This is a genomic window from Pseudomonas fluorescens (assembly GCF_030344995.1).
Taxonomy (GTDB): Bacteria; Pseudomonadota; Gammaproteobacteria; order Pseudomonadales; family Pseudomonadaceae; genus Aquipseudomonas; species Aquipseudomonas fluorescens_BF.
Window position 1 is genome coordinate 5969344 of the sequence record NZ_CP128260.1, and the last position, 19604, is coordinate 5988947.

Annotated in this window: 16 protein-coding genes; 5 read left to right on the forward strand and 11 right to left on the reverse strand. The window is 61.4% G+C overall.

The window, feature by feature from the left end:
- Positions 1-74 precede the first annotated feature (74 nt).
- The 10 genes from QR290_RS26925 to bioB form a co-directional block, all read right to left on the reverse strand.
- A complete protein-coding gene (locus QR290_RS26925; protein WP_115079419.1) occupies positions 75-1871 on the reverse strand; it encodes an acyl-CoA dehydrogenase C-terminal domain-containing protein in 1797 nt (598 codons plus the stop codon).
- A gap of 90 nt (positions 1872-1961) precedes the next feature.
- A complete protein-coding gene (locus tag QR290_RS26930; RefSeq protein ID WP_085688506.1) occupies positions 1962-3251 on the reverse strand; it encodes a GGDEF domain-containing protein in 1290 nt (429 codons plus the stop codon).
- A gap of 210 nt (positions 3252-3461) precedes the next feature.
- A complete protein-coding gene (locus QR290_RS26935) occupies positions 3462-5576 on the reverse strand; it encodes a cytochrome-c peroxidase (RefSeq protein WP_289203937.1) in 2115 nt (704 codons plus the stop codon).
- A 260-nt stretch (positions 5577-5836) separates the two neighbouring features.
- Positions 5837-7642 (reverse strand): phenylacyl-CoA dehydrogenase, encoded by a 1806-nt coding sequence (locus tag QR290_RS26940; RefSeq protein WP_102685701.1) that lies wholly within the window; start codon positions 7640-7642, stop codon positions 5837-5839.
- A 275-nt stretch (positions 7643-7917) separates the two neighbouring features.
- Positions 7918-8214: a hypothetical protein gene (locus tag QR290_RS26945; protein ID WP_007959856.1), complete on the reverse strand. Its 297-nt coding sequence runs from the start codon at positions 8212-8214 to the stop codon at positions 7918-7920.
- A gap of 106 nt (positions 8215-8320) precedes the next feature.
- Positions 8321-9001, reverse strand: a complete 681-nt coding sequence (gene bioD / locus QR290_RS26950) for a dethiobiotin synthase (RefSeq protein ID WP_007959854.1) — start codon at positions 8999-9001, stop codon at positions 8321-8323.
- Positions 8998-9804 (reverse strand): malonyl-ACP O-methyltransferase BioC, encoded by an 807-nt coding sequence (gene bioC / locus QR290_RS26955; RefSeq protein WP_115079421.1) that lies wholly within the window; start codon positions 9802-9804, stop codon positions 8998-9000. Before bioC ends, bioD begins: the two co-directional genes overlap by 4 nt.
- Positions 9797-10528, reverse strand: a complete 732-nt coding sequence (locus tag QR290_RS26960; RefSeq protein WP_115079422.1) for an alpha/beta fold hydrolase — start codon at positions 10526-10528, stop codon at positions 9797-9799. Before QR290_RS26960 ends, bioC begins: the two co-directional genes overlap by 8 nt.
- Positions 10521-11699, reverse strand: a complete 1179-nt coding sequence (bioF, locus tag QR290_RS26965) for an 8-amino-7-oxononanoate synthase (protein WP_289203938.1) — start codon at positions 11697-11699, stop codon at positions 10521-10523. Before bioF ends, QR290_RS26960 begins: the two co-directional genes overlap by 8 nt.
- A gap of 173 nt (positions 11700-11872) precedes the next feature.
- Positions 11873-12928 (reverse strand): biotin synthase BioB, encoded by a 1056-nt coding sequence (gene bioB / locus QR290_RS26970; protein WP_007959840.1) that lies wholly within the window; start codon positions 12926-12928, stop codon positions 11873-11875.
- 91 nt (positions 12929-13019) lie between these two features.
- Between bioB and QR290_RS26975 the strand changes: the two genes are divergently transcribed.
- From QR290_RS26975 to rarD, 5 genes are all read left to right on the forward strand, one after another.
- A complete protein-coding gene (locus QR290_RS26975) occupies positions 13020-13757 on the forward strand; it encodes a ComF family protein (RefSeq protein ID WP_115079424.1) in 738 nt (245 codons plus the stop codon).
- A gap of 58 nt (positions 13758-13815) precedes the next feature.
- Entirely contained in the window at positions 13816-14580 is a 765-nt protein-coding gene (locus tag QR290_RS26980) for a TOBE domain-containing protein (RefSeq protein WP_115079425.1), read from the forward strand.
- A 69-nt stretch (positions 14581-14649) separates the two neighbouring features.
- Positions 14650-16551 carry a PhoX family protein gene (locus QR290_RS26985; RefSeq protein WP_289203939.1) on the forward strand — a complete coding sequence of 634 codons (1902 nt, stop codon included), beginning with the start codon at positions 14650-14652 and terminating at the stop codon, positions 16549-16551.
- 116 nt (positions 16552-16667) lie between these two features.
- Positions 16668-17642 carry a serine/threonine protein kinase gene (locus QR290_RS26990; RefSeq protein WP_289203940.1) on the forward strand — a complete coding sequence of 325 codons (975 nt, stop codon included), beginning with the start codon at positions 16668-16670 and terminating at the stop codon, positions 17640-17642.
- 66 nt (positions 17643-17708) lie between these two features.
- Entirely contained in the window at positions 17709-18596 is an 888-nt protein-coding gene (gene rarD, locus QR290_RS26995) for an EamA family transporter RarD (RefSeq protein ID WP_289203941.1), read from the forward strand.
- Positions 18597-18819: 223 nt separating this feature from the next.
- On the opposite strand, the gene QR290_RS27000 is transcribed toward rarD, so the two are convergent.
- A complete protein-coding gene (locus QR290_RS27000) occupies positions 18820-19338 on the reverse strand; it encodes a glycine cleavage system protein R (protein WP_011336250.1) in 519 nt (172 codons plus the stop codon).
- Positions 19339-19604 lie beyond the last annotated feature (266 nt).

Below are 19604 nucleotides of genomic sequence, written 5' to 3' on the forward strand. Positions count from 1 at the left end.
GTTATTTTTAGTCACCAGCAATCAGCCATAAAGAAGCCCGCAATCAGCGGGCTCTTTTGTTTAACAGTGGCGTGTTACAGCGAGAACAACTGTGCTGGCAGTTTCATCAGGCAATCGCTGCCCGCCTCGATCGCCGAACGATGCGCTGCGGTACGCGGCAACAGACGCTTGAAGTAAAACTCGCACGTCGCCAGTTTGCCCTGGCAGAAATCGCCATCACCCTCGCCCGACTCCAGTTGCGCCTGAGCAACCAGCGCCATGCGCAGCCACAGGTAACCGAGAACGATGTAACCGCTGTACATCAGGTAATCCACCGACGCGGCGCCGACTTCATCCGGGTTCTTCATCGCGGCCATCCCGACCTTCATGGTCAAATCGCCCCACTGCTGATTGAGGCCATCGAGCTGCGCGACAAACCCGCCCAATTGCGCATGTCCGGCGTTGGCGGCGCAGAATTTGTGGACGATTTTGGTGAAGTTGCGCAGCAACTTGCCCTGACTGCCCAGCACTTTGCGCCCGAGCAGATCCAGCGCCTGAATGCCGTTGGTGCCCTCGTAGATCGGCGCGATCCGGCAATCGCGAACCAGTTGCTCCATACCCCACTCGCGGATAAATCCGTGGCCACCGAACACCTGCATGCCGTGGTTGGTCACCTCCAGGCCGGTGTCGGTCATGAAGGCTTTGCAGATCGGCGTCAGGAACGCCAACAGGTCTTCGGCTTCCTGACGCGCGCCTGCGTCCGGGCTCAGGTGCGCGACATCAAGCATCTGCGCGGTGAAATAGGTAAGCGCGCGGTTGCCTTCGTTGAAAGCTTTCATGGTCAGCAGCATGCGCCGCACGTCCGGGTGGACGATGATCGGGTCGGCCGGTTTGTCCGGAGCTTTGGCGCCGGTCAGGGCACGCATCTGCAAGCGGTCGTTGGCGTATTTGATTGCGCCCTGAAAACTCGCTTCGCCCAGACAAAGACCCTGCATTCCGGTGCCTAACCGCGCGTGGTTCATCATGGTGAACATGCAGTTCAGGCCTTTGTTCGGTTCGCCGATCAGGAAGCCTTTGGCGTCGTCGAAGTTCAGCACGCAGGTGGCCGAGGCCTTGATGCCCATTTTGTGTTCGATCGAACCGCAGGAAACGCCGTTGCGCTCACCCGCCTCACCGGAGGCGTCCGGGAGAAATTTCGGCACGATGAACAGCGAAATGCCTTTGGTCCCCGCCGGTGCGTCCGGCAGTTTGGCCAGCACCAGATGAATGATGTTGTCACTCATGTCGTGCTCGCCGGCAGAGATGAAAATCTTGCTGCCGGTCACTGCATAACTGCCGTCGGCCTGAGGCACGGCGCGGGTCTTGATGATGCCCAGGTCGGTGCCGCAGTGGGCTTCGGTCAGGCACATGGTGCCGGTCCACTGGCCCGCAGTAAGTTTGCGTAGATAGGTGTTTTTCTGTTCTTCGGTGCCGTGGGCGTGGATCGCCGACATGGCGCCGTGGGTCAGGCCCGGGTACATGCCCCACGAGGTATTGCTGGAGGCGACCATTTCGCTGATCACCAGCCCCAGCGAACTCGGCAGGCCCTGGCCGCCGTAAGTTGGATCTGCCGCCAGGCCGTGCCAGCCACCTTCCACGTATTGTGCGAAGGCCTGCTTGAAGCCTGTAGGCGTTGTCACCACACCGTTGTCGAAATGGCAGCCCTCTTCGTCGCCGCTGCGATTGAGCGGTGCCAGAACGTTCTCACAGAACTTCGCGCCTTCGTCGAGGATCGCGTTGATCATGTCCGGGCTGGCGTCGTGGGCGCCGAGGGCCGCGTACTGAGTGTGGAAGTCAAAGACGTGGTCGATCAGAAAGCGCATGTCGCGCAGGGGAGCTTTGTATTCGGGCATGGTGGCTTCTCCTTCAGCAGATTGCTTCAACCTACTGCCGGCCACCCTGCCCCACAATCACTGTCCAGACGCTGAATGCGCCGTCATCACTCAACCTGCGGCGTTGTCCATGCGCACCGCGCCACGGCGGTTTTGCCCGAACGCCATCACGCAGTTTCGCCCTGCACCCTTGGCGCTGTAGAGCGCCTGGTCGGCGGATTTCAGCACTTCTTCCGGGGTGCGCTGTTCCAGACGTTCGGCCACGCCGATGCTGACCGTGACCGATACGCTGGATGCGCCCGAACCCGAGCGACGCTGACGGCCCTGCTGATCATCCTGCGGGCGACTTTCCTGATTTCGCAGCTGGATGTTGTAGGACGCAATCGACTCGCGGATGACTTCCAGGTGCGGCATGCACTCTTCAAGAGTCTTGCCCGCAAACACCAGGGCGAATTCCTCACCGCCATAGCGATAAGCCCTACCGCCACCGCTGATTTTGGACAGCTTGCTGGCGACCAGTCGCAGGACCTGATCCCCCACGTCGTGACCGTGGGTGTCGTTGAATTTCTTGAAGTGATCGACGTCGCTCATCGCCAGCACATAGTTGCGACCCAGACGCTGCATGCGCTCGTTGAGTGCGCGGCGGCCGGGCAGGCCGGTGAGTTCGTCGCGGAAGGCCATTTGATAAGCCTCGTGCGCCACCGCCGCCGCAATCATCAACATCACCTGGCTGCACATGATGTTCAGGGTGAATGGCAGGATGAAGGTTTTCGGCAGCATCCAGAACACCCCGAGCAACCCCACCAGCTGCGCCGCGTGCAGCGGACGGGGGTTGCGCCAGTATTGCCAGGCCAGTAGCAGGAACGCCGAGAGAAATACCGGATAGGACATCTGGATCAGGCTCATCCACGCGCCATGCAGCGCCGGCCAGCGGATTTCGGAAAGCCACATCAGCAACGCCTGCGGGTAACTTTGCTCAAGCCCCAGCGCCACGCTGCCAAAGGCCAGCAGCACGGCGAAGCGCGCGACCATGTCCTGAAACAGGTGCGTGCGTTCCTGCCACGCGGCGAACAGTCCAAACAACAAAGGCAACAGCAGACAGACCAGGTGGAACACCACGGCCGCGTCCTCGCGCACCTTGCCGTTGTCGCGGTAATAGTCGGTCTGGGTGTCGAGCAGGAAGTAGGCGATGTACACCGTGACCATCAGAAACAGCTCGCGCTGGCGTCGGTAAACCGCACAGTACGAACCGCCCAACAGCAGCACCAAGGTCGGCAACACGTTGAACAGCGAAGTGAAGAACACGTTGAGGTCTTTGACGTACGCAGCCGCCAACCCCGCGAGCAACAACAGCAGTGAAGGTAGGAAATGACTGAAACGTACAGCGGAAGAACGCGGCAAGGGTAAAAGCTCCGACCCGTCATGGCAAAGAGATGGCATTGTGCCTGCAATGTGGCCAGTTAAGCACACACAATGTGATCCAGATCACAGGCTGTCTCTTTAACGGCCGAAATCGGCGGTTGCTGAGAGTTTTAGTCAGGTTTTTTACGGAATTGCCGCTAAACGGCCACCATGGCCATCATTCTTGATGGCCATGGTGTGTTTTTCTGCTCAGAGATCGTTGTAAAACGGCTGCAATGGCCCTTCGGCCGCTGGCCGGCCTTCAGCACCGTAAGGCTTGAGATTGAGCGATGCGTCCATCGCCTGACGGGTCGTGACTTTCGGACTGGCCGGGCGCTGGGTCACGACATTTTCATCGCCGATATGGCCCTGCGGGATCACCAGCGACGGATGATCGAACGGTGCGCGCTCCCACGCCACGCGGGGGTCGGTCAGGCCGACTTCCATGAATTTCACCAGCGCGTCGATTTCGTCAGGCGTCAGGTTCAGCGCCGTCATGTCCGGGTCGAGGTTGGAAGTGTTGTGCTGGTTCACCGCCGGGTGCTCGAAACCGCTGGTGTTATTGGCGTCTTCCCCGCGCCGGTCACCGCCACGGTTGTAGAACTCCATCACCTGCTTGAGCGTCGAGCGGCTGCCATTGTGGAAGTACGGCCCGGTCAGGGCGATGTTGCGCAGGGTCGGGGTCTTGAACGCGCCGTCGACCGAATCGCGAAAACCGACATTCGGCTTGAGCGTGGCATCGCACGGAATCGCCGCGCTCAACGGCGCCTCGAACGTGCAGACATCGACGTCCAGCGGATCGACTGATTTTCCGCCCTGCAACACGGTGTTGTACTGCCGGGTGAACGACCATGGATTGCCCCAAGCATCAGCGCCGCCGAGGGCCAGATCTTCCGAAGTCGGACGCACACCGGTGTTGTAGAAGCCGTTGTCGTAAAGGGTGGTCAGGTTGTCGGCCATCACCATGCGTTCGATGCGTTCGCGCGGGTGCATCAGCAGGCGGCTGGCGGCGTTGGTCAGCTCCGGCCCACCGTGGCAATTGACGCATTTGCCTTTGCCGAGAAACAGGTTCATGCCTTCGACCTGTTGCGCGTTCATCGCGGTGTGATCGCCTTGCAGGTAGGCGTCGATCGGCGCCTGATCGGACACCAGCGTCGCCTCATACATCTGGATCGCCAGACCGAAGAACAGCGGGAAGTTGGCCTCCATCTGGGTGTACGGCGCACCGCCCACCAGAACGTTTTGCGTGGCGTTCCACAGCCGGGGCTGGAAGGCGTTCTTGATCAGCTCGCGATAGGTCGGGCGCCGTGCGCCGGATACTGGGGCCAGCACCGAGTCGGTAGACGAAATCCGTTGCTGCTTGAGCATCAGCGTGTCGAGCATCCGCCGGCCGATGTCGGCAAACGTGCGACCGCCGCAGGACATTTCCACCGGACTGCCGGGCGGCCCGACGGCTTGCGAGGCGGCAGACGCATCGTTGAGTGCCAGCCGCACTTTGGTCGCAACCGTGCTGCGTTCGCTGGTCACGTAAATCCCGGCATCCGGATCGCGATTGCCGAACGGCGAGAAGCCGTTGAACACGTTATTGGCCCGGCCGTCCCAGAAGTTGCGCACGTTGAACGCGGCGTTGATCACCGACGGCGCATTGCGCCCGGTGCTGCGGCGAACGTTGATGCCGCCGACCTGAAACAGACCGTCCGGCTGCTGGGTGCATTTGTCGAAACGCGGCTGGTTGGGCTTGACGAAGTTGGCATCGAACACGCCTTGCGAGCCGACCACGTCGTCCGTCGAGTAAACGATGGGCGAGTTGCGCTCCAGGGGATTGCTCAGCACATGGGTCGGGAAGTCGATTTTCTTCAACGTGTAGTTCGGGCCACCCTTGCCGCCGGACAACGTCGCGTAGGACGCCACATCACCGGGAATGTCCGACGCCACAAACGGTTTGTTGAAGATCGACGCGACGTTGGCATTGGTGTGCGCCTGGCCGGGGTTGAGCTGGTTGGTGATGCGGTGGTCAACACCGGCGTGGTAATGGCAGGACGCGCAGGCCGTGGAGCCATCGCTGCCGATCTCCATGTCCCAGAACAGCGCCTTGCCCAGCAGGATTGCGGCCTGGCGATTGAGCACGTAGTCGGTCATCAGATCGACCTTGCGTCCGCCTTCGGTTCCGGACGGATCGGGAGGCACCATCCCGCGCAACGATTGCAGCGAGGGCACCTCCGGCACAGGGGGATCGACTTCGGCGGGGTCGGCGGCCCATGCGCTGTGGACCGCCAGCGCAACGGGTAACCAGAAGGTCAAACGAGCGAGTCGACTGATGTTCATAGGCTTCACCCTGACTGTTGTTGTTAAGTGCCGGGCGTCTTGCTTCTTTGAGCAGGCAGTTCTGGTTAGCACCGGTAATTCGGGCAGTGCAATTAATTGGCCACTCTTCTGGAAACATTTTGAATCAATAAGCGCAGGGGTTCGGCTGAGCAGCGCCACCTTCAATGCTGGGGAATCAGCCCCGGGATTGGGGAAATCCGGGCACAAAAAAACCGCTGCCCCCGAAGGAGCAGCGGTTTTTTGAAAGACCGCGTTAAGGCTTAGTAGCCCAGTGCGAAGTCTTCTTCTTTCATGTCCATCAGGTTGTTGGCGCCCGACAGCATGGTGGCCACGTGCGTACGAGTACGCGGCAGGATGCGCTGGAAGTAGAAGCGCGCGGTTTGCAGCTTGGCGGTGTAGAACGCCTCGTCGGTGGTGCCGGCAGCCAATTTTTCGGCAGCCAGACGCGCCATGTCAGCCCAGAAGTAGGCCAGGCAGGCGTAACCGGAGTACATCAGGTAGTCCACGGAGGCCGCGCCGACTTCTTCGCGATCTTTCATGGCGGCCATACCGACTTTCATGGTCAGTTCGCCCCACTCTTTGTTCAGTGCAGCCAACGGTGCGACGAATTCTTTGACGGCTTCGTTGCCTTCGTTGTTCTGGCAGAACTTGTGGACGATCTTGGTGAAGCCTTTCAGAGCTTCGCCTTGAGTCATCAGCACTTTACGGCCCAGCAGGTCGAGTGCCTGAATGCCGGTGGTGCCTTCGTACAGCATCGAGATGCGGCTGTCGCGAACGTTCTGCTCCATGCCCCACTCGGCGATGAAGCCGTGGCCGCCGTAGATCTGCACGCCGTGGTTGGCGGATTCGAAACCGACTTCGGTCATGAACGCCTTGGCGATTGGAGTCATGAAGGCCAGCAGTGCATCGGCTTTCTTCTTCTCTTCTTCGTCCACGCCGTATTTGACGATGTCGACCTGTTTGGCGGTGAAGTACACCATCGCACGGTTGCCTTCGGCGAATGCCTTCATGGTCAACAGCATGCGGCGTACGTCCGGGTGAACGATGATCGGGTCAGCCGCCTTGTCCGGCGCTTTCGGGCCAGTCAGGGAGCGCATTTGCAGGCGATCGCGAGCGTATTTCAGGCCACCCTGGAAGCCGATTTCGGCGTGGGCCAGACCTTGCAGCGCGGTACCCAGACGTGCGGTGTTCATGAAGGTGAACATGCAGTTCAGGCCTTTGTTCGCCGGGCCGATCAGGAAACCGGTCGCGCCGTCGAAGTTCATCACGCAGGTCGCGTTGCCGTGGATGCCCATCTTGTGTTCGATCGAACCGCAGGTCACGGCGTTGCGTGCACCGACGGTGCCATCAGCATTCGGCATGAACTTCGGAACGATGAACAGGGAAATGCCTTTGGTACCGGCCGGTGCGTCCGGCAGGCGGGCCAGTACGATGTGGACGATGTTGTCGGCCATGTCATGTTCACCGGCCGAGATGAAGATCTTGGTACCGGAGACTTTGTAGGAACCGTCGGCCTGAGGCTCGGCCTTGGTACGCAGCATGCCCAGGTCGGTGCCGCAATGCGGTTCGGTCAGGCACATGGTGCCGGTCCATTCGCCGGAGACCAGTTTGGTCAGATAGGCTTCTTGCTGCTCTGGGGTGCCGTGCTCGGAGATGGTGTTCATCGCGCCGTGCGACAGGCCCGGGTACATGCCCCACGACCAGTTGGCTTCGCCGACCATCTCGCTGACTGCCAGACCCAGCGACTCAGGCAGACCCTGACCGCCGTGCTCGACGTCATGGGCCAGGCTTGGCCAGCCGCCTTCCACGAATTGCTTGTAGGCCTCTTTGAAGCCGGTCGGGGTTTTCACGCCGGACTCGCTCCAGGTGCAGCCTTCGGTGTCACCCACGCGGTTCAGCGGTGCCAGCACCTGCTCACAAAACTTGGCGCCCTCTTCGAGAATGGCGTCAACCATGTCCGGCGTTGCCTCTGCGCACGCTGGAAGGCTCTGATAGTGCGCTTCGTAGCCGAGCAGTTCGTCACGAACGAAGCGAATATCACGCAAGGGGGCCTTGTAGTCAGGCATAGCGATAAACCTCTGCTGATGTAACCGGGAATGAACGACCGCGTTGATTTGTTGTGACGGTCAAACAGTTGTTTGAAACATACGTTTACGCCGAAATCTTGTCAAGCGTCGTTCTTTTGCCATTCGTCATCACATTTTCCGAACGCCGGACACAGCAGCGCGACATGCGCCCGACCGAGCCATGTGCACTGAAAAAAGATTAGTTGAGGGAGAAGGACTTACAACGAAAAACGCCGCGAACAGTCGCGGCGTCTGGCAAAGCGCAGATCAGAAAATCAGGCGAATGTATCGATGATCGTACCGAGCATTTCGTCGGAGGCCTTGGCGACTTTCACACCCAGTTCCGCCTGAAACTTGCCCTGGGCCATCTCGACCATGTTGCTCGCCAGGTCCGATTGCTGGGCGCGATCGACGGAACGCAGACGATCCACCTGCACTTCCGAAGACTGGCTGGTAACCGAACGCTCGATAGTGCTGCTGGCGATCTGGCTGGCGGCCTGATCGACGCGGTTCTGCCCGGTCTGAATGGTGCTCAGACCTGCATAAAAAGCTGTGTTTCCGGAGATTTCCATGAGAGCTCTCATCCCTGGGAAGGATCAATGGGTGACATTGAACCAGAGGCGTCAGAAAAACACCCGTCAAAAACACTAATGGCACAGTGCCTTGTCATAGCCAAAATCAGTCGAGCAGATCGAGTTGCAAGTGATCGGCGACCGCTTCGGCGCTGACGGCCTTGAGTTTCGGCACCCGCCCCAGGCACGGCGCCGGAATCCGCTCGGCAAGCGTCGCGAGGTTTTCCTCCAGCCGCGACGTCTTCGGATCAATGATGTTCGCCACCCATCCCGCCAGTTGCAGCCCGTCACGAGCGATTGCTTCGGCAGTCAACAGCGCATGACTGATGCAACCCAGACGCACACCGACCACCAGAATCACCGGCAGCTTCAGCGCAATCGCCAGATCCGACAAATTGTCCTGATCCGCCAACGGCACCCGCCAACCACCCGCGCCTTCGATCAGCGTGAAGTCAGCGTTCATGGCCAGAATCTCGCGCATCGGCGCCAGCAACGATTGGACGGTCAGCGCCACACCCGCTTCACGCGCTGCCAGATGCGGCGCGATCGCTGGCTCGAACGCCACCGGATTGACCTGTTGATACGTCAGCGGCAACGAGCATTCGGCCTGCAACGCCAGCGCATCGGAATTGCGCAAACCTCTGGGCGTCACCACACAACCGGACGCCACCGGTTTGCCCGCCGCCGTACTCAGCCCTGCCGACCGCGCAGCGTGCAGCAACCCGGCGGCAACGGTGGTCTTGCCAACGTCAGTGTCGGTTCCGGTGATGAAATAGGCTGCGCTCATAAGGGTTTCTCCAACACGGCGTAGACCACCTGATAAGTCGCCGGCAAGCCCTGCGGCTGACGGAACTGCTCATAGGCTTCGACCAGCCCCAGAATCCGCGCCCGCCCGATCAATCCCCCCGGCCGACCGGGGTTCAGGTTATGCGCGCCCAAGGCCTTGAGTTCATGGGTCAGGCTGCGCACATCCGGGTAATGCAGCACATGCGGCAGGTTCTCAAGACAAACACTGCGCAACCCACTGACCGCGCACAATTGCTCGTAGCGGGCGAACTCGCGGAAGCGGTTGACGTGCACCAGGCCATCGACCTGACGCCAGCTATCGCGCAATTCGTACAGCGTCCCTACACAAAGACTAGCAAACGCGAAAACTCCCCCCGGTTTCAGCACCCGAAACGCTTCACCGAGCACCGCTTCGAAGTCCGCGCACCACTGCACGGCGAGGCTGGAGAAGATCAGATCGCAGGTCGAATCCTGCAACGGCAAACGTTCGGCATCGCCAGCAATGAAGTGCGTGGCCCCGCCCAATGGCCGGGCGTGATTGAGCATGCCCTCAGCGATATCCAGCGCCAGCCCCTCACCGAATCGCTCGGCCAGCGCCCGCGTGAAATACCCTGTACCACAGCCGAGATCCAGCCAGCGTGCCGGCCGGAAATCCGCCGGCAAGCGATTCATCAACTGCGTACCGACATCGCGCTGCAACTCGGCGACGCTGTCGTAGCTGGCCGCCGCGCGAGAAAAAGAAGCCGCAACCTGGCGCTTGTCAGGCAAGCCGCCGGGCAACGCCGCAACAGACAAATCAGTCATCACCGCACTCACTTAAAAACGCCTGGATCGCACCCGCTACACCGTGAGGGTCTTCCAGAAGAAACGCATGGCTGGCCTGCTCGATCAGACCGACCTCGACATCCGCCAGCAACGCGAACAACTCGCCCGCGGCCTCCGCCGGCACCAATCCGTCCAGCCCGCCGAACAGATGCAATTGCGGGCCACGAAACGCCTGCAAGGCATCGCGCGTATCGATCTGCGCCAACAATTCCAGACCGGCCATCAACGCGGCCGGCGAGGTATTCGGCGCGCCGCCGAGCAACAGCCGCGACAAGCCGCGCGCGTCTTGCGCGCCTTGGGCACAGAGCAGAGAGAATCGCTTGAGGGTCGTGCGCGGGTCGGCGCCGCAGCCGGCCAGAAACGCATCGAAGGTCTCGCCGGGCATCGCGCTCGGCCACTGTTCGTGAGCAACAAACGAAGGATTGCTCGCCAGAGTCAGCAAGCCGCAGCAATGCTCGCCACGCCGCGCCGCCAGCTCGGATGCGAGCATGCCGCCCAGCGACCAGCCGCCGAGCCAGGCATTTTCGGGGATGCGCTCATCGAGTTCGTCGAGCCAGTCTTGCAGATCGCTGGAGTCCAGCTCCGGCAACGGCTCGATGTCGACCTGAAGATGCTCGTCGAGTCCGCGCAACGCAGCGGCCAGCGGCTCCAGCGGCGAAACGCCGAGCCCCCAACCCGGCAGCAGAATCAGGCGATCACGCATGGCTTGGCTCCGACTTGAGTTGCGCAAAGCAATCGGCCAGTCCTTCTAACAATAGCTGCACCTGTGCCTCGCTGTGGGCGGCGGTCAACGTTACCCGCAACCGCGCGCTGCCGGCAGGCACGGTCGGCGGGCGGATTGCGGTGACCATCAACCCACGCTCGCGCAGCATCTGCGACAGACGCACGGCGCGACCGGCATCGCCGATCAGGATCGGCTGGATCGGCGTGAAGCTGTCCATCAGCTCCAGACCAATCTGTTCGGCGCCATGGCGGAACTGGCGGATCAGCGTTTGCAGATGCTCGCGACGCCAGTGCTCGGTGCGCAGCAGTTCCAGACTTTTCAGTGTCGCGCAGGCCAGCGCCGGCGGCTGGCTGGTGGTGTAGATGTAGGGGCGGGCGAACTGGATCAGACTCTCGATCAGCTCTTCACTGCCGGCCACAAACGCGCCAGCCGTGCCGAACGCTTTGCCGAGCGTGCCGACCAGTACCGGCACATCCTCCTGGCTCAAACCGAAATGCTCGACGATGCCGCCACCGTTTGCCCCCAGCGGACCGAAACCGTGGGCGTCATCGACCATCAGCCACGCGCCTTTGGCCTTGGTTTCCCGGGCCAGCGCCGGCAGATCGGCAAGGTCGCCGTCCATGCTGAACACGCCGTCAGTGACCACCAGCGTATTGCCGGTGGCTTTCTCCAGACGCTTGGCGAGGCTGTCGGCGTCGTTGTGCAGATAACGATTGAAGCGCGCGCCGGACAACAGTCCGGCATCCAGTAACGAGGCATGATTGAGCCGGTCTTCCAGCACCGTATCGCCCTGCCCGACCAGTGCGGTGACCGCGCCGAGGTTGGCCATGTAACCGGTGGTGAACAACAGAGCACGTGGCCGTCCGGTGAGATCCGCCAAAGCCTCTTCAAGCGCGTGATGCGGACCGCTGTGGCCGATCACCAGATGCGAGGCACCGCCGCCGACGCCCCATTTCGAAGCGCCGGCGCGCCAGGCTTCGATCACTTGCGGATGATTGGCCAGGCCCAGGTAATCGTTGTTGCAGAACGCCAGCAACGGCTGACCGTCGACCACCACTTCCGGCCCTTGCGGGCTTTCAAGCAGCGGTCGCTGGCGATAAAGATTTTCGGCACGACGGGCAGCAAGGCGTGCGGCGAGATCGAAAGACATGCAAGCCTCGAACAGTCAAATCACATGAATCAGGATGGACACTGATCCTGTGGGAGCTGGCTTGCCAGCGATGGCGGCGCCACATTCAACATCAGCGTCGACTGTCAGTCCGCTATCGCTGGCAAGCCAGCTCCCACAAGGAGAGTGTTCCTTCAGCAAAATCGGGGCGAGTGTCAGACCGCCGCGTTGTAGAACTGCTCGCTGCTCTTCTGCTCCACCAGCGCCTGCTCGATGGCGGCCTGATGCACTTCGTCGGCGTGCTCTTCGCGAGCTTCCGGCTGAATGCCCAGACGTGCGAACAGCTGCATGTCCTTGTCGGCCTGCGGGTTGGCGGTGGTCAGCAGTTTGTCGCCGTAGAAGATCGAGTTGGCGCCGGCGAAGAACGCCAGGGCCTGCATCTGCTCGTTCATCGCTTCGCGGCCGGCGGACAGGCGCACGTGGGATTGCGGCATCAGGATGCGTGCCACGGCGAGCATGCGGATGAAGTCGAACGGATCGACGTCGTCAGCGTTCTCCAGCGGCGTGCCAGCGACTTTCACCAGCATGTTGATCGGCACCGACTCTGGGTGCTCCGGCAGGTTGGCCAGCTGGATCAGCAGGTTCGCGCGGTCATCGAGGGACTCGCCCATGCCGAGGATGCCGCCGGAGCAGATTTTCATCCCGGCATCGCGCACGTAGGCCAGCGTCTGCAGGCGCTCGCTGTAGGTGCGGGTGGTGATGATGCTGCCGTAGAACTCCGGCGAGGTGTCGAGGTTGTGGTTGTAGTAGTCGAGCCCGGCCTTGGCCAGCGCCTCGGTCTGATCCTGATCGAGACGACCGAGGGTCATGCAGGTTTCCAGGCCCATGGCCTTCACGCCTTCGACCATCTTCAGCACGTAAGGCATGTCTTTGGCCGACGGATGCTTCCACGCCGCGCCCATGCAGAAACGGGTCGAACCGATGGCCTTGGCGCGGGCAGCCTCTTCGAGGACTTTCTGCACTTCCATCAGCTTTTCTTTTTCCAGCCCGGTGTTGTAGTGACCGGACTGCGGACAATATTTGCAATCTTCCGGGCAGGCGCCGGTCTTGATCGACAGCAGGGTGGAAACCTGGACGCGGTTGGCGTCGAAATGCGCGCGGTGCACCGTCTGCGCCTGGAACAGCAAATCGTTGAATGGCTGAACGAAGAGTGCTTTGACTTCGGCCAAAGTCCAGTCGTGACGCAGGGTGGCAGTAGTGCTGGCGCTCATGGGCGTTTCCTTGGTTATGCTTGGCTGGCGCCTGGGGAAACGGAATACCCACAGGCACGACACGGATGTTCGGCATATTTAAGGAAGAGTCATGCGCTGTCAACCACACTACGAAGGACAGGTTTACATCTGGTTAAAAAACAAACAACGGTGTTTATTGTGCGATGAACCGGCAGACGCGCAAATCCCGATCTGCACCGCCTGTGAAACCGATCTACCGTGGCTGGGCGATCAATGCGTGACTTGCGCCCTGCCCCTCACCGCCAGCCTGACCTGTGGTGGCTGCCTGAACGATCCGCCGGCCTTTGAACAAGTGGCCGTACCTTGGGCTTATGGCTTTCCGGTGGACACGCTGATCACCCGCTTCAAACACAACGCCAAATGGCCCCTTGGCCACTTGCTCGCCGACGTTCTCGGCGAGTTCTTGCAACATCGCTTCGAAGAAGACTTGCCTCGCCCGGACGCTTTGCTGCCGGTTCCACTTGCACCGAAACGCCTGCGCCAGCGCGGATTCAATCAAGCGGCGATGCTGGCGCAGTGGCTGGGCAAGGCACTCGATCTGCCTTGCGAGGAACACAGTCTGTTGCGCGTGCAGGATACCGACGCCCAGCAGGCCCTCAATGCCAAAGCGCGTAAAGGCAATCTGCGTCACGCCTTCGCCTTGAGCCCCGATGCAAAGGTGAAAGGCCGGCACCTGGCCTTGGTCGACGACGTACTGACCACCGGCGCCACCGCGCAGGCGCTGGCCCGTTTGCTGATGGACGCCGGCGCCGCGCGGGTGGATGTGTACTGCCTGGCCCGCACGCCAAAACCCGGCGACGCGGCTTGACGGATACGTCCCGAGCCGCCAACGTCCTCCCTCAACTCTTCAGCACAAAGCGTCCGCCATGTCCCTGCCCTCTTTGTTGTCCCAGCACATCGTCCGCCGTCCGCAGCGCATCGCCTTGCTGCAACACATCGCCGAACAGGGTTCGATCACCCGCGCCGCGAAGAGCGCCGGCCTGAGTTACAAAGCGGCGTGGGATGCCATCGATGAGCTGAACAACCTCGCGCAAAAGCCGCTGGTCGAGCGCGCGGTCGGCGGCAAAGGCGGCGGTGGCGCCAAACTGTCGAGCGAAGGCGAGCGAGTGCTGCGCCTCTATCAAAAGCTGCAAGCCTTGCAGGCTCAGGTGCTGGAGGCGGCCGAGGACGCCAGCGATCTGGATCTGCTCGGACGGCTGATGCTCCGGACCAGCGCACGCAATCAGTTGCACGGCAAAGTCGTGCTGATTGAGGGTCAGGGCCGCAACGACCTGATTCGCCTCGAACTGGCCGAAGGCCTGTCGATCGACGCACAGATTACCCACGACAGCACCGTGCACCTGGAGCTGCAACCAGGCACCGAAGTGGTGGCGCTGATCAAGGCCGGCTGGCTCGAACTGCTCGCGCCAGAGGCCACGCCTGCCGTCGGCCACAACCTTTTGAGCGGTCGGATCGAGGCGATTCTCGACGCCGAGGACGGCCCGAGCGAAGTGCGCATCGCCCTGCCCAACGGCCAGACCCTGTGTGCCCTGGCCGAACCGCTGGACTTGCGCACCCGTGGCCTGACGGTCGAGCAACCGGTGCAGGTGCAGTTCTCGCCGTCCAATGTGCTGCTCGGAACACCGCTCTAAACAGCGCTGCAACGAAAGCGTCATCGACCCGCATTAAGGTGGCTGCCAAAACCATGCAGGGAGCCTGATGTGAGCCTATTAGAAGAAAACCAATCCACAGACCTGGAAAAAATGGTCGGCCTGAGCCGTCGCGGTTTCATCAGCGCCGGCGCGCTGTGCGGCGCGGCGATGTTCCTCGGCGGCAACCTGCTGAGCCGCAGCGTGATGGCCGCCAGTGTCAGCGCCGGCAACAGCCGTCTGCTCGGTTTCGACAGCATTCCGGCCGCCACCACTGACGTGATCAGCCTGCCCAAGGGCTACAAGTCGTCGGTGCTGATCAGTTGGGGCCAGCCCCTGCACAAGAACGGTCCGGCCTTCGACCCGAGCGGCAATGGCACCGCGGCTGCGCAGGAAGTGCAGTTCGGCGACAACAACGACGGCATGAGCCTGTTTGAATTCCCGGGCGAGAAAAACCGTGCGTTGATGGCGATCAACAACGAATACACCAACTACCGCTATCTCTATCCGCACGGCGGCATGCCGCAATCGGCCGAAGATGTGCGCAAGGCTCTGGCCTGCGAAGGCGTGTCGGTGATCGAAGTCCAGCGCAAGAACGGCCAGTGGCAGTTCGTCCAGGGCTCGCGCTACAACCGGCGCATCCACGGCAACTCGCCGCTGCGTATCAGCGGCCCGGCCGCCGGTCACGAGCTGATGAAAACCAGCGCCGACAAGCACGGCAAGAAAGTCCTCGGCACCTTCCAGAACTGCGCCAACGGCAAGACGCCGTGGGGCACCTATCTGACCTGCGAAGAGAACTTCACCGACTGCTTCGGCAGCAGCAATACCCAGCAACAGTTCGATCCGGCGCAGAAACGCTACGGCGTGTCGGCCGCCAGCCGCGAGATCAACTGGCATCCGTTCGATCCACGCTTCGACATGGCGAAGAACCCCAACGAACTCAACCGTCACGGCTGGGTCGTGGAGATCGACCCGTTCGATCCGCAATCGACTCCGGTCAAACGCACCGCGCTGGGCCGCTTCAAACATGAAAACGCCGCACTGGCCGAGACCGACGACGGACGCGCCGTGGTGTACATGGGCGACGACGAACGCGGCGAGTTCATCTACAAATTCGTCAGCCGCGACAAGATCAATCACCGCAACGCCAAAGCCAACCGCGACATCCTCGATCACGGCACACTGTACGTGGCCAAGTTCGATGCAGGCGACGGCAACCCGGATCACCCGAAAGGCCAGGGCCAGTGGATCGAACTGACCCACGGCAAGAACGGCATCGACGCCAGCAGCGGTTTCGCCGATCAGGCCGAAGTGCTGATTCACGCGCGTCTGGCAGCCAGTGTGGTCGGCGCCACGCGCATGGACCGCCCGGAATGGATCGTGGTCAGTCCGAAGGACGGCCAGGTTTATTGCACCCTGACCAACAACGCCAAACGCGGCGAAGACGGCCAACCGGTGGGCGGGCCGAACCCTCGCGAGAAGAACGTCTACGGGCAGATCCTGCGCTGGCGCACCGACCGCGACGATCACGGCTCCAAGACCTTTGCCTGGGATCTGTTCGTGGTGGCCGGCAACCCGGGTGTGCATGCCGGTACGCCGAAAGGCGGTTCGTCGAATATCACCCCGCAGAACATGTTCAACAGCCCCGACGGCCTCGGTTTCGACAAGGCTGGCCGACTGTGGATTCTCACCGACGGCGACTCGAGCAACGCCGGTGATTTCGCCGGGATGGGCAACAACCAGATGCTCTGCGCCGATCCGAAGACCGGTGAGATTCGCCGGTTCATGGTCGGGCCGATCGGTTGTGAAGTCACCGGGATCAGTTTCTCGCCGGATCAGAAAACCCTGTTCGTCGGGATTCAGCACCCGGGCGAGAACGGCGGCTCGACCTTCCCCGAGCATTTGCCGAACGGCAAGCCGCGCTCATCGGTGATGGCGATTACCCGTGAGGATGGCGGGATCGTCGGCGCCTGATCGGGCGACGCTCTGATCGTTCCCGTGCGCTGCACGGGAACGATCCCACTCAAGACAGCCCGTCTGCGCTACCATGCTGAGCCGGACGCGGCAGCCTGCTGCGCGCAGGAGTCAGCATGGCCCACCCGTTTGAAACCCTCACCCCAGACCTCGTGCTCGATGCCGTCGAAAGCATCGGCTTCCTGAGCGACGCGCGCATTCTGGCGCTCAACAGTTACGAAAACCGCGTCTACCAGGTCGGCATCGAAGACTCGGAACCGCTGATCGCCAAGTTCTATCGCCCGCAGCGCTGGACCAACGAAGCGATTCTGGAAGAGCACCAGTTCACCTTCGAACTGGCCGAAGTCGAGATCCCGGTGGTGGCGCCGCTGATCCACAACGGCGAAACCCTTCACGAACACGCCGGTTTCCGTTTCACCCTGTTTCCCCGTCGCGGCGGCCGGGCGCCGGAGCCGGGCAATCTCGATCAGCTGTATCGCCTCGGCCAGTTGCTCGGGCGCATGCACGCAGTCGGCGGGACCAAACCGTTCGAGCACCGCGAAGCGTTGGCCGTGAAGAATTTCGGCCATGACTCGCTGACCACGTTGCTGGAAGGCAACTTCATTCCCAAGAGCCTGCTGCCGGCCTACGAATCAGTCGCCCGCGATCTGCTCAAGCGTGTGGAAGACGTCTACGCCAACACGCCGCACCAGAACATCCGCATGCACGGCGATTGCCACCCCGGCAACATGATGTGCCGCGACGAGATGTTCCACATCGTCGACCTCGACGACTGCCGCATGGGGCCGGCGGTGCAGGACATCTGGATGATGCTCGCCGGCGATCGTCAGGATTGTCTGGGACAGCTGTCGGAATTGATGGACGGCTACAACGAATTCCATGACTTCGACCCGCGCGAACTGGCACTGATCGAACCGCTGCGCGCCCTGCGCCTGATGCATTACAGCGCGTGGCTGGCCCGGCGCTGGGACGATCCAGCGTTTCCTCGCAGCTTTCCATGGTTCGGCAGCGAGCGGTATTGGGGCGATCAGGTGCTGGCGTTGCGTGAGCAACTGGCGGCGTTGAACGAAGAGCCGTTGAAGCTTTTCTGACACGACACGTCTATACAACTGCCCGTACAATCGCTGCTTTGTTAGCTGCCTAAGCAAGGATTCTGCATGCAAGCCGCCAACCCGCGTCGTGGGTACATTCTGGGCCTCAGTGCCTACATCATCTGGGGATTGTTCCCGCTCTATTTCAAAGCCATCGCCGAAGTGCCGGCGGTGGAAATCATCATTCACCGGGTGCTGTGGTCGGCGCTGTTCGGCGCGCTGCTGTTGATGGTGTGGAAGCATCCTGGCTGGTGGCAGGAACTGCGCGACAACCCGAAACGCCTGGCGATTCTTGCGCTCAGCGGCACCTTGATCGCGGCCAACTGGCTGACCTACGTCTGGTCGGTGAACAACGGCCGGATGCTGGAAGCGAGCCTCGGTTACTACATCAACCCGCTGGTGAACGTGCTGCTGGGCATGTTGATCCTCGGCGAACGCCTGCGGCGCATGCAGTGGCTGGCGGTCGGTCTGGCGGCGGTCGGCGTGGCGCAGCAGGTCTGGCAGGTCGGCAGTCTGCCGTGGGTTTCGCTGGTGTTGGCGTTGACCTTCGGTTTTTACGGGCTGATCCGCAAGCAGGCGCCGGTCAAGGCGCTGCCGGGGCTGGTGGTGGAAACCTGGATGCTGGTGCCGATCGCCCTTGCATGGCTGCTGTTAAATCCGACGGCGACCAGTGCTCAGTCCGAGTTCTGGACCACGTCCGAAGCCTGGTGGCTGGTGGCGGCCGGTCCGGTGACGCTGGTGCCGCTGGTGTGCTTCAACGCAGCGGCACGGCATCTGCCCTACACCACCCTCGGTTTCCTGCAATACCTGGCGCCGACGCTGGTGCTGCTGCAGGCCGTGCTGCTGTTCGGCGAGCACCTGTCATCCAGCACGCTGATCGCCTTCATGTTTATCTGGGCCGGTCTGGCGGTGTATAGCGTCGATGCGTGGTTGAGCCTGCGTAGGCGCAGCTGATCAAAAAACGTACAAACCTTTACAGGCCACGGTTCTCGTGGCCTGTATCGTTCCTTCCCAAGGTTATCCACAGCGTGATCCCCGCCGTTTGTGCGCAAGTCACTGAATGCTGGCGGTTTTTTGATCAATCTTCGCCAAGCCACGGCGGACGTGGCCTGGCGTTCGGTCTCTACAGGTTATCCACAGGCAGGTGCACGTTTAAACTGGATAACCCGATCCGCCCTCACAGGTCGGTGCGCAGCACCAGTTCCACCATCAAGTCATCGGCCAGGGTTTCCAGGCGCGATTGCAGCACGTCCAGCGACAGGGTCAGGGGCACCGCGAGAATCGCTTCGGCATGGAACAGCGGTTCACTGCTCATCGGCGCCGGGCGCACTTCGGTCACCAGCCGTTCGAGGTTGACGCCCTGCTCGCTCAGCAACCGCGTGATGTCGCGCACGATGCCCGGACGATCATTCCCCACCAGTTCCATGGCAATCGGTTTCCAGGTGCAGGCCTGCTCGATACCGCTTTCGGCCACCAGCACGCGAATCCCCTGAGCCGATAAAGCTTGTAGGGCATCGACTAATTCGTCGTAAGCCTCCGCTGGTACGCCGACCCGCAGGATCCCGGCGAACTGCCCGGCCATCCGCGACATGCGACTTTCCAGCCAGTTACCGCCGTGTTCGGCGATGCATTGGGCGATGCGCTCGACCTGCCCGGGCTTGTCCGGTGCGAAGACGGTGAGTACGAGGTGATCCATGGCGCAGCCCTCTTGTCATGACTTTTGTTATAGAAAAGCAAGTATAGGCAAGCCGGCCGGCACTGCCGTGATGACGGCAAACGAGGTGCCATAGCAGACGCATAGTATTTATGTGTACAACTTTTGATATTTAGCTGGAACAATCCATTGGTTTTTTGAGAACATCCCGTTCCGCGCCGTGACCGCAATGCGTCATGGGGTCGCAGAACGACGTAATTAGTCTGATTTTCACAACCGCAAGTCATAATGTAGTATGCCGCAGCGCG

Coding starts and splice junctions, on each gene's coding strand:
- QR290_RS26940 (WP_102685701.1), bottom strand. CDS start 7,642: ATGCCTGACTACAAGGCCCCCTTGCGTGATATTCGCTTCGTTCGTGAC.
- QR290_RS26990 (WP_289203940.1), top strand. CDS start 16,668: ATGGCCCACCCGTTTGAAACCCTCACCCCAGACCTCGTGCTCGATGCC.
- QR290_RS26935 (WP_289203937.1), bottom strand. CDS start 5,576: ATGAACATCAGTCGACTCGCTCGTTTGACCTTCTGGTTACCCGTTGCG.
- QR290_RS27000 (WP_011336250.1), bottom strand. CDS start 19,338: ATGGATCACCTCGTACTCACCGTCTTCGCACCGGACAAGCCCGGGCAG.
- bioB (WP_007959840.1), bottom strand. CDS start 12,928: ATGAGCGCCAGCACTACTGCCACCCTGCGTCACGACTGGACTTTGGCC.
- bioF (WP_289203938.1), bottom strand. CDS start 11,699: ATGTCTTTCGATCTCGCCGCACGCCTTGCTGCCCGTCGTGCCGAAAAT.
- QR290_RS26960 (WP_115079422.1), bottom strand. CDS start 10,528: ATGCGTGATCGCCTGATTCTGCTGCCGGGTTGGGGGCTCGGCGTTTCG.
- bioC (WP_115079421.1), bottom strand. CDS start 9,804: ATGACTGATTTGTCTGTTGCGGCGTTGCCCGGCGGCTTGCCTGACAAG.
- QR290_RS26945 (WP_007959856.1), bottom strand. CDS start 8,214: ATGGAAATCTCCGGAAACACAGCTTTTTATGCAGGTCTGAGCACCATT.
- rarD (WP_289203941.1), top strand. CDS start 17,709: ATGCAAGCCGCCAACCCGCGTCGTGGGTACATTCTGGGCCTCAGTGCC.
- bioD (WP_007959854.1), bottom strand. CDS start 9,001: ATGAGCGCAGCCTATTTCATCACCGGAACCGACACTGACGTTGGCAAG.
- QR290_RS26975 (WP_115079424.1), top strand. CDS start 13,020: ATGCGCTGTCAACCACACTACGAAGGACAGGTTTACATCTGGTTAAAA.
- QR290_RS26925 (WP_115079419.1), bottom strand. CDS start 1,871: ATGCCCGAATACAAAGCTCCCCTGCGCGACATGCGCTTTCTGATCGAC.
- QR290_RS26980 (WP_115079425.1), top strand. CDS start 13,816: ATGTCCCTGCCCTCTTTGTTGTCCCAGCACATCGTCCGCCGTCCGCAG.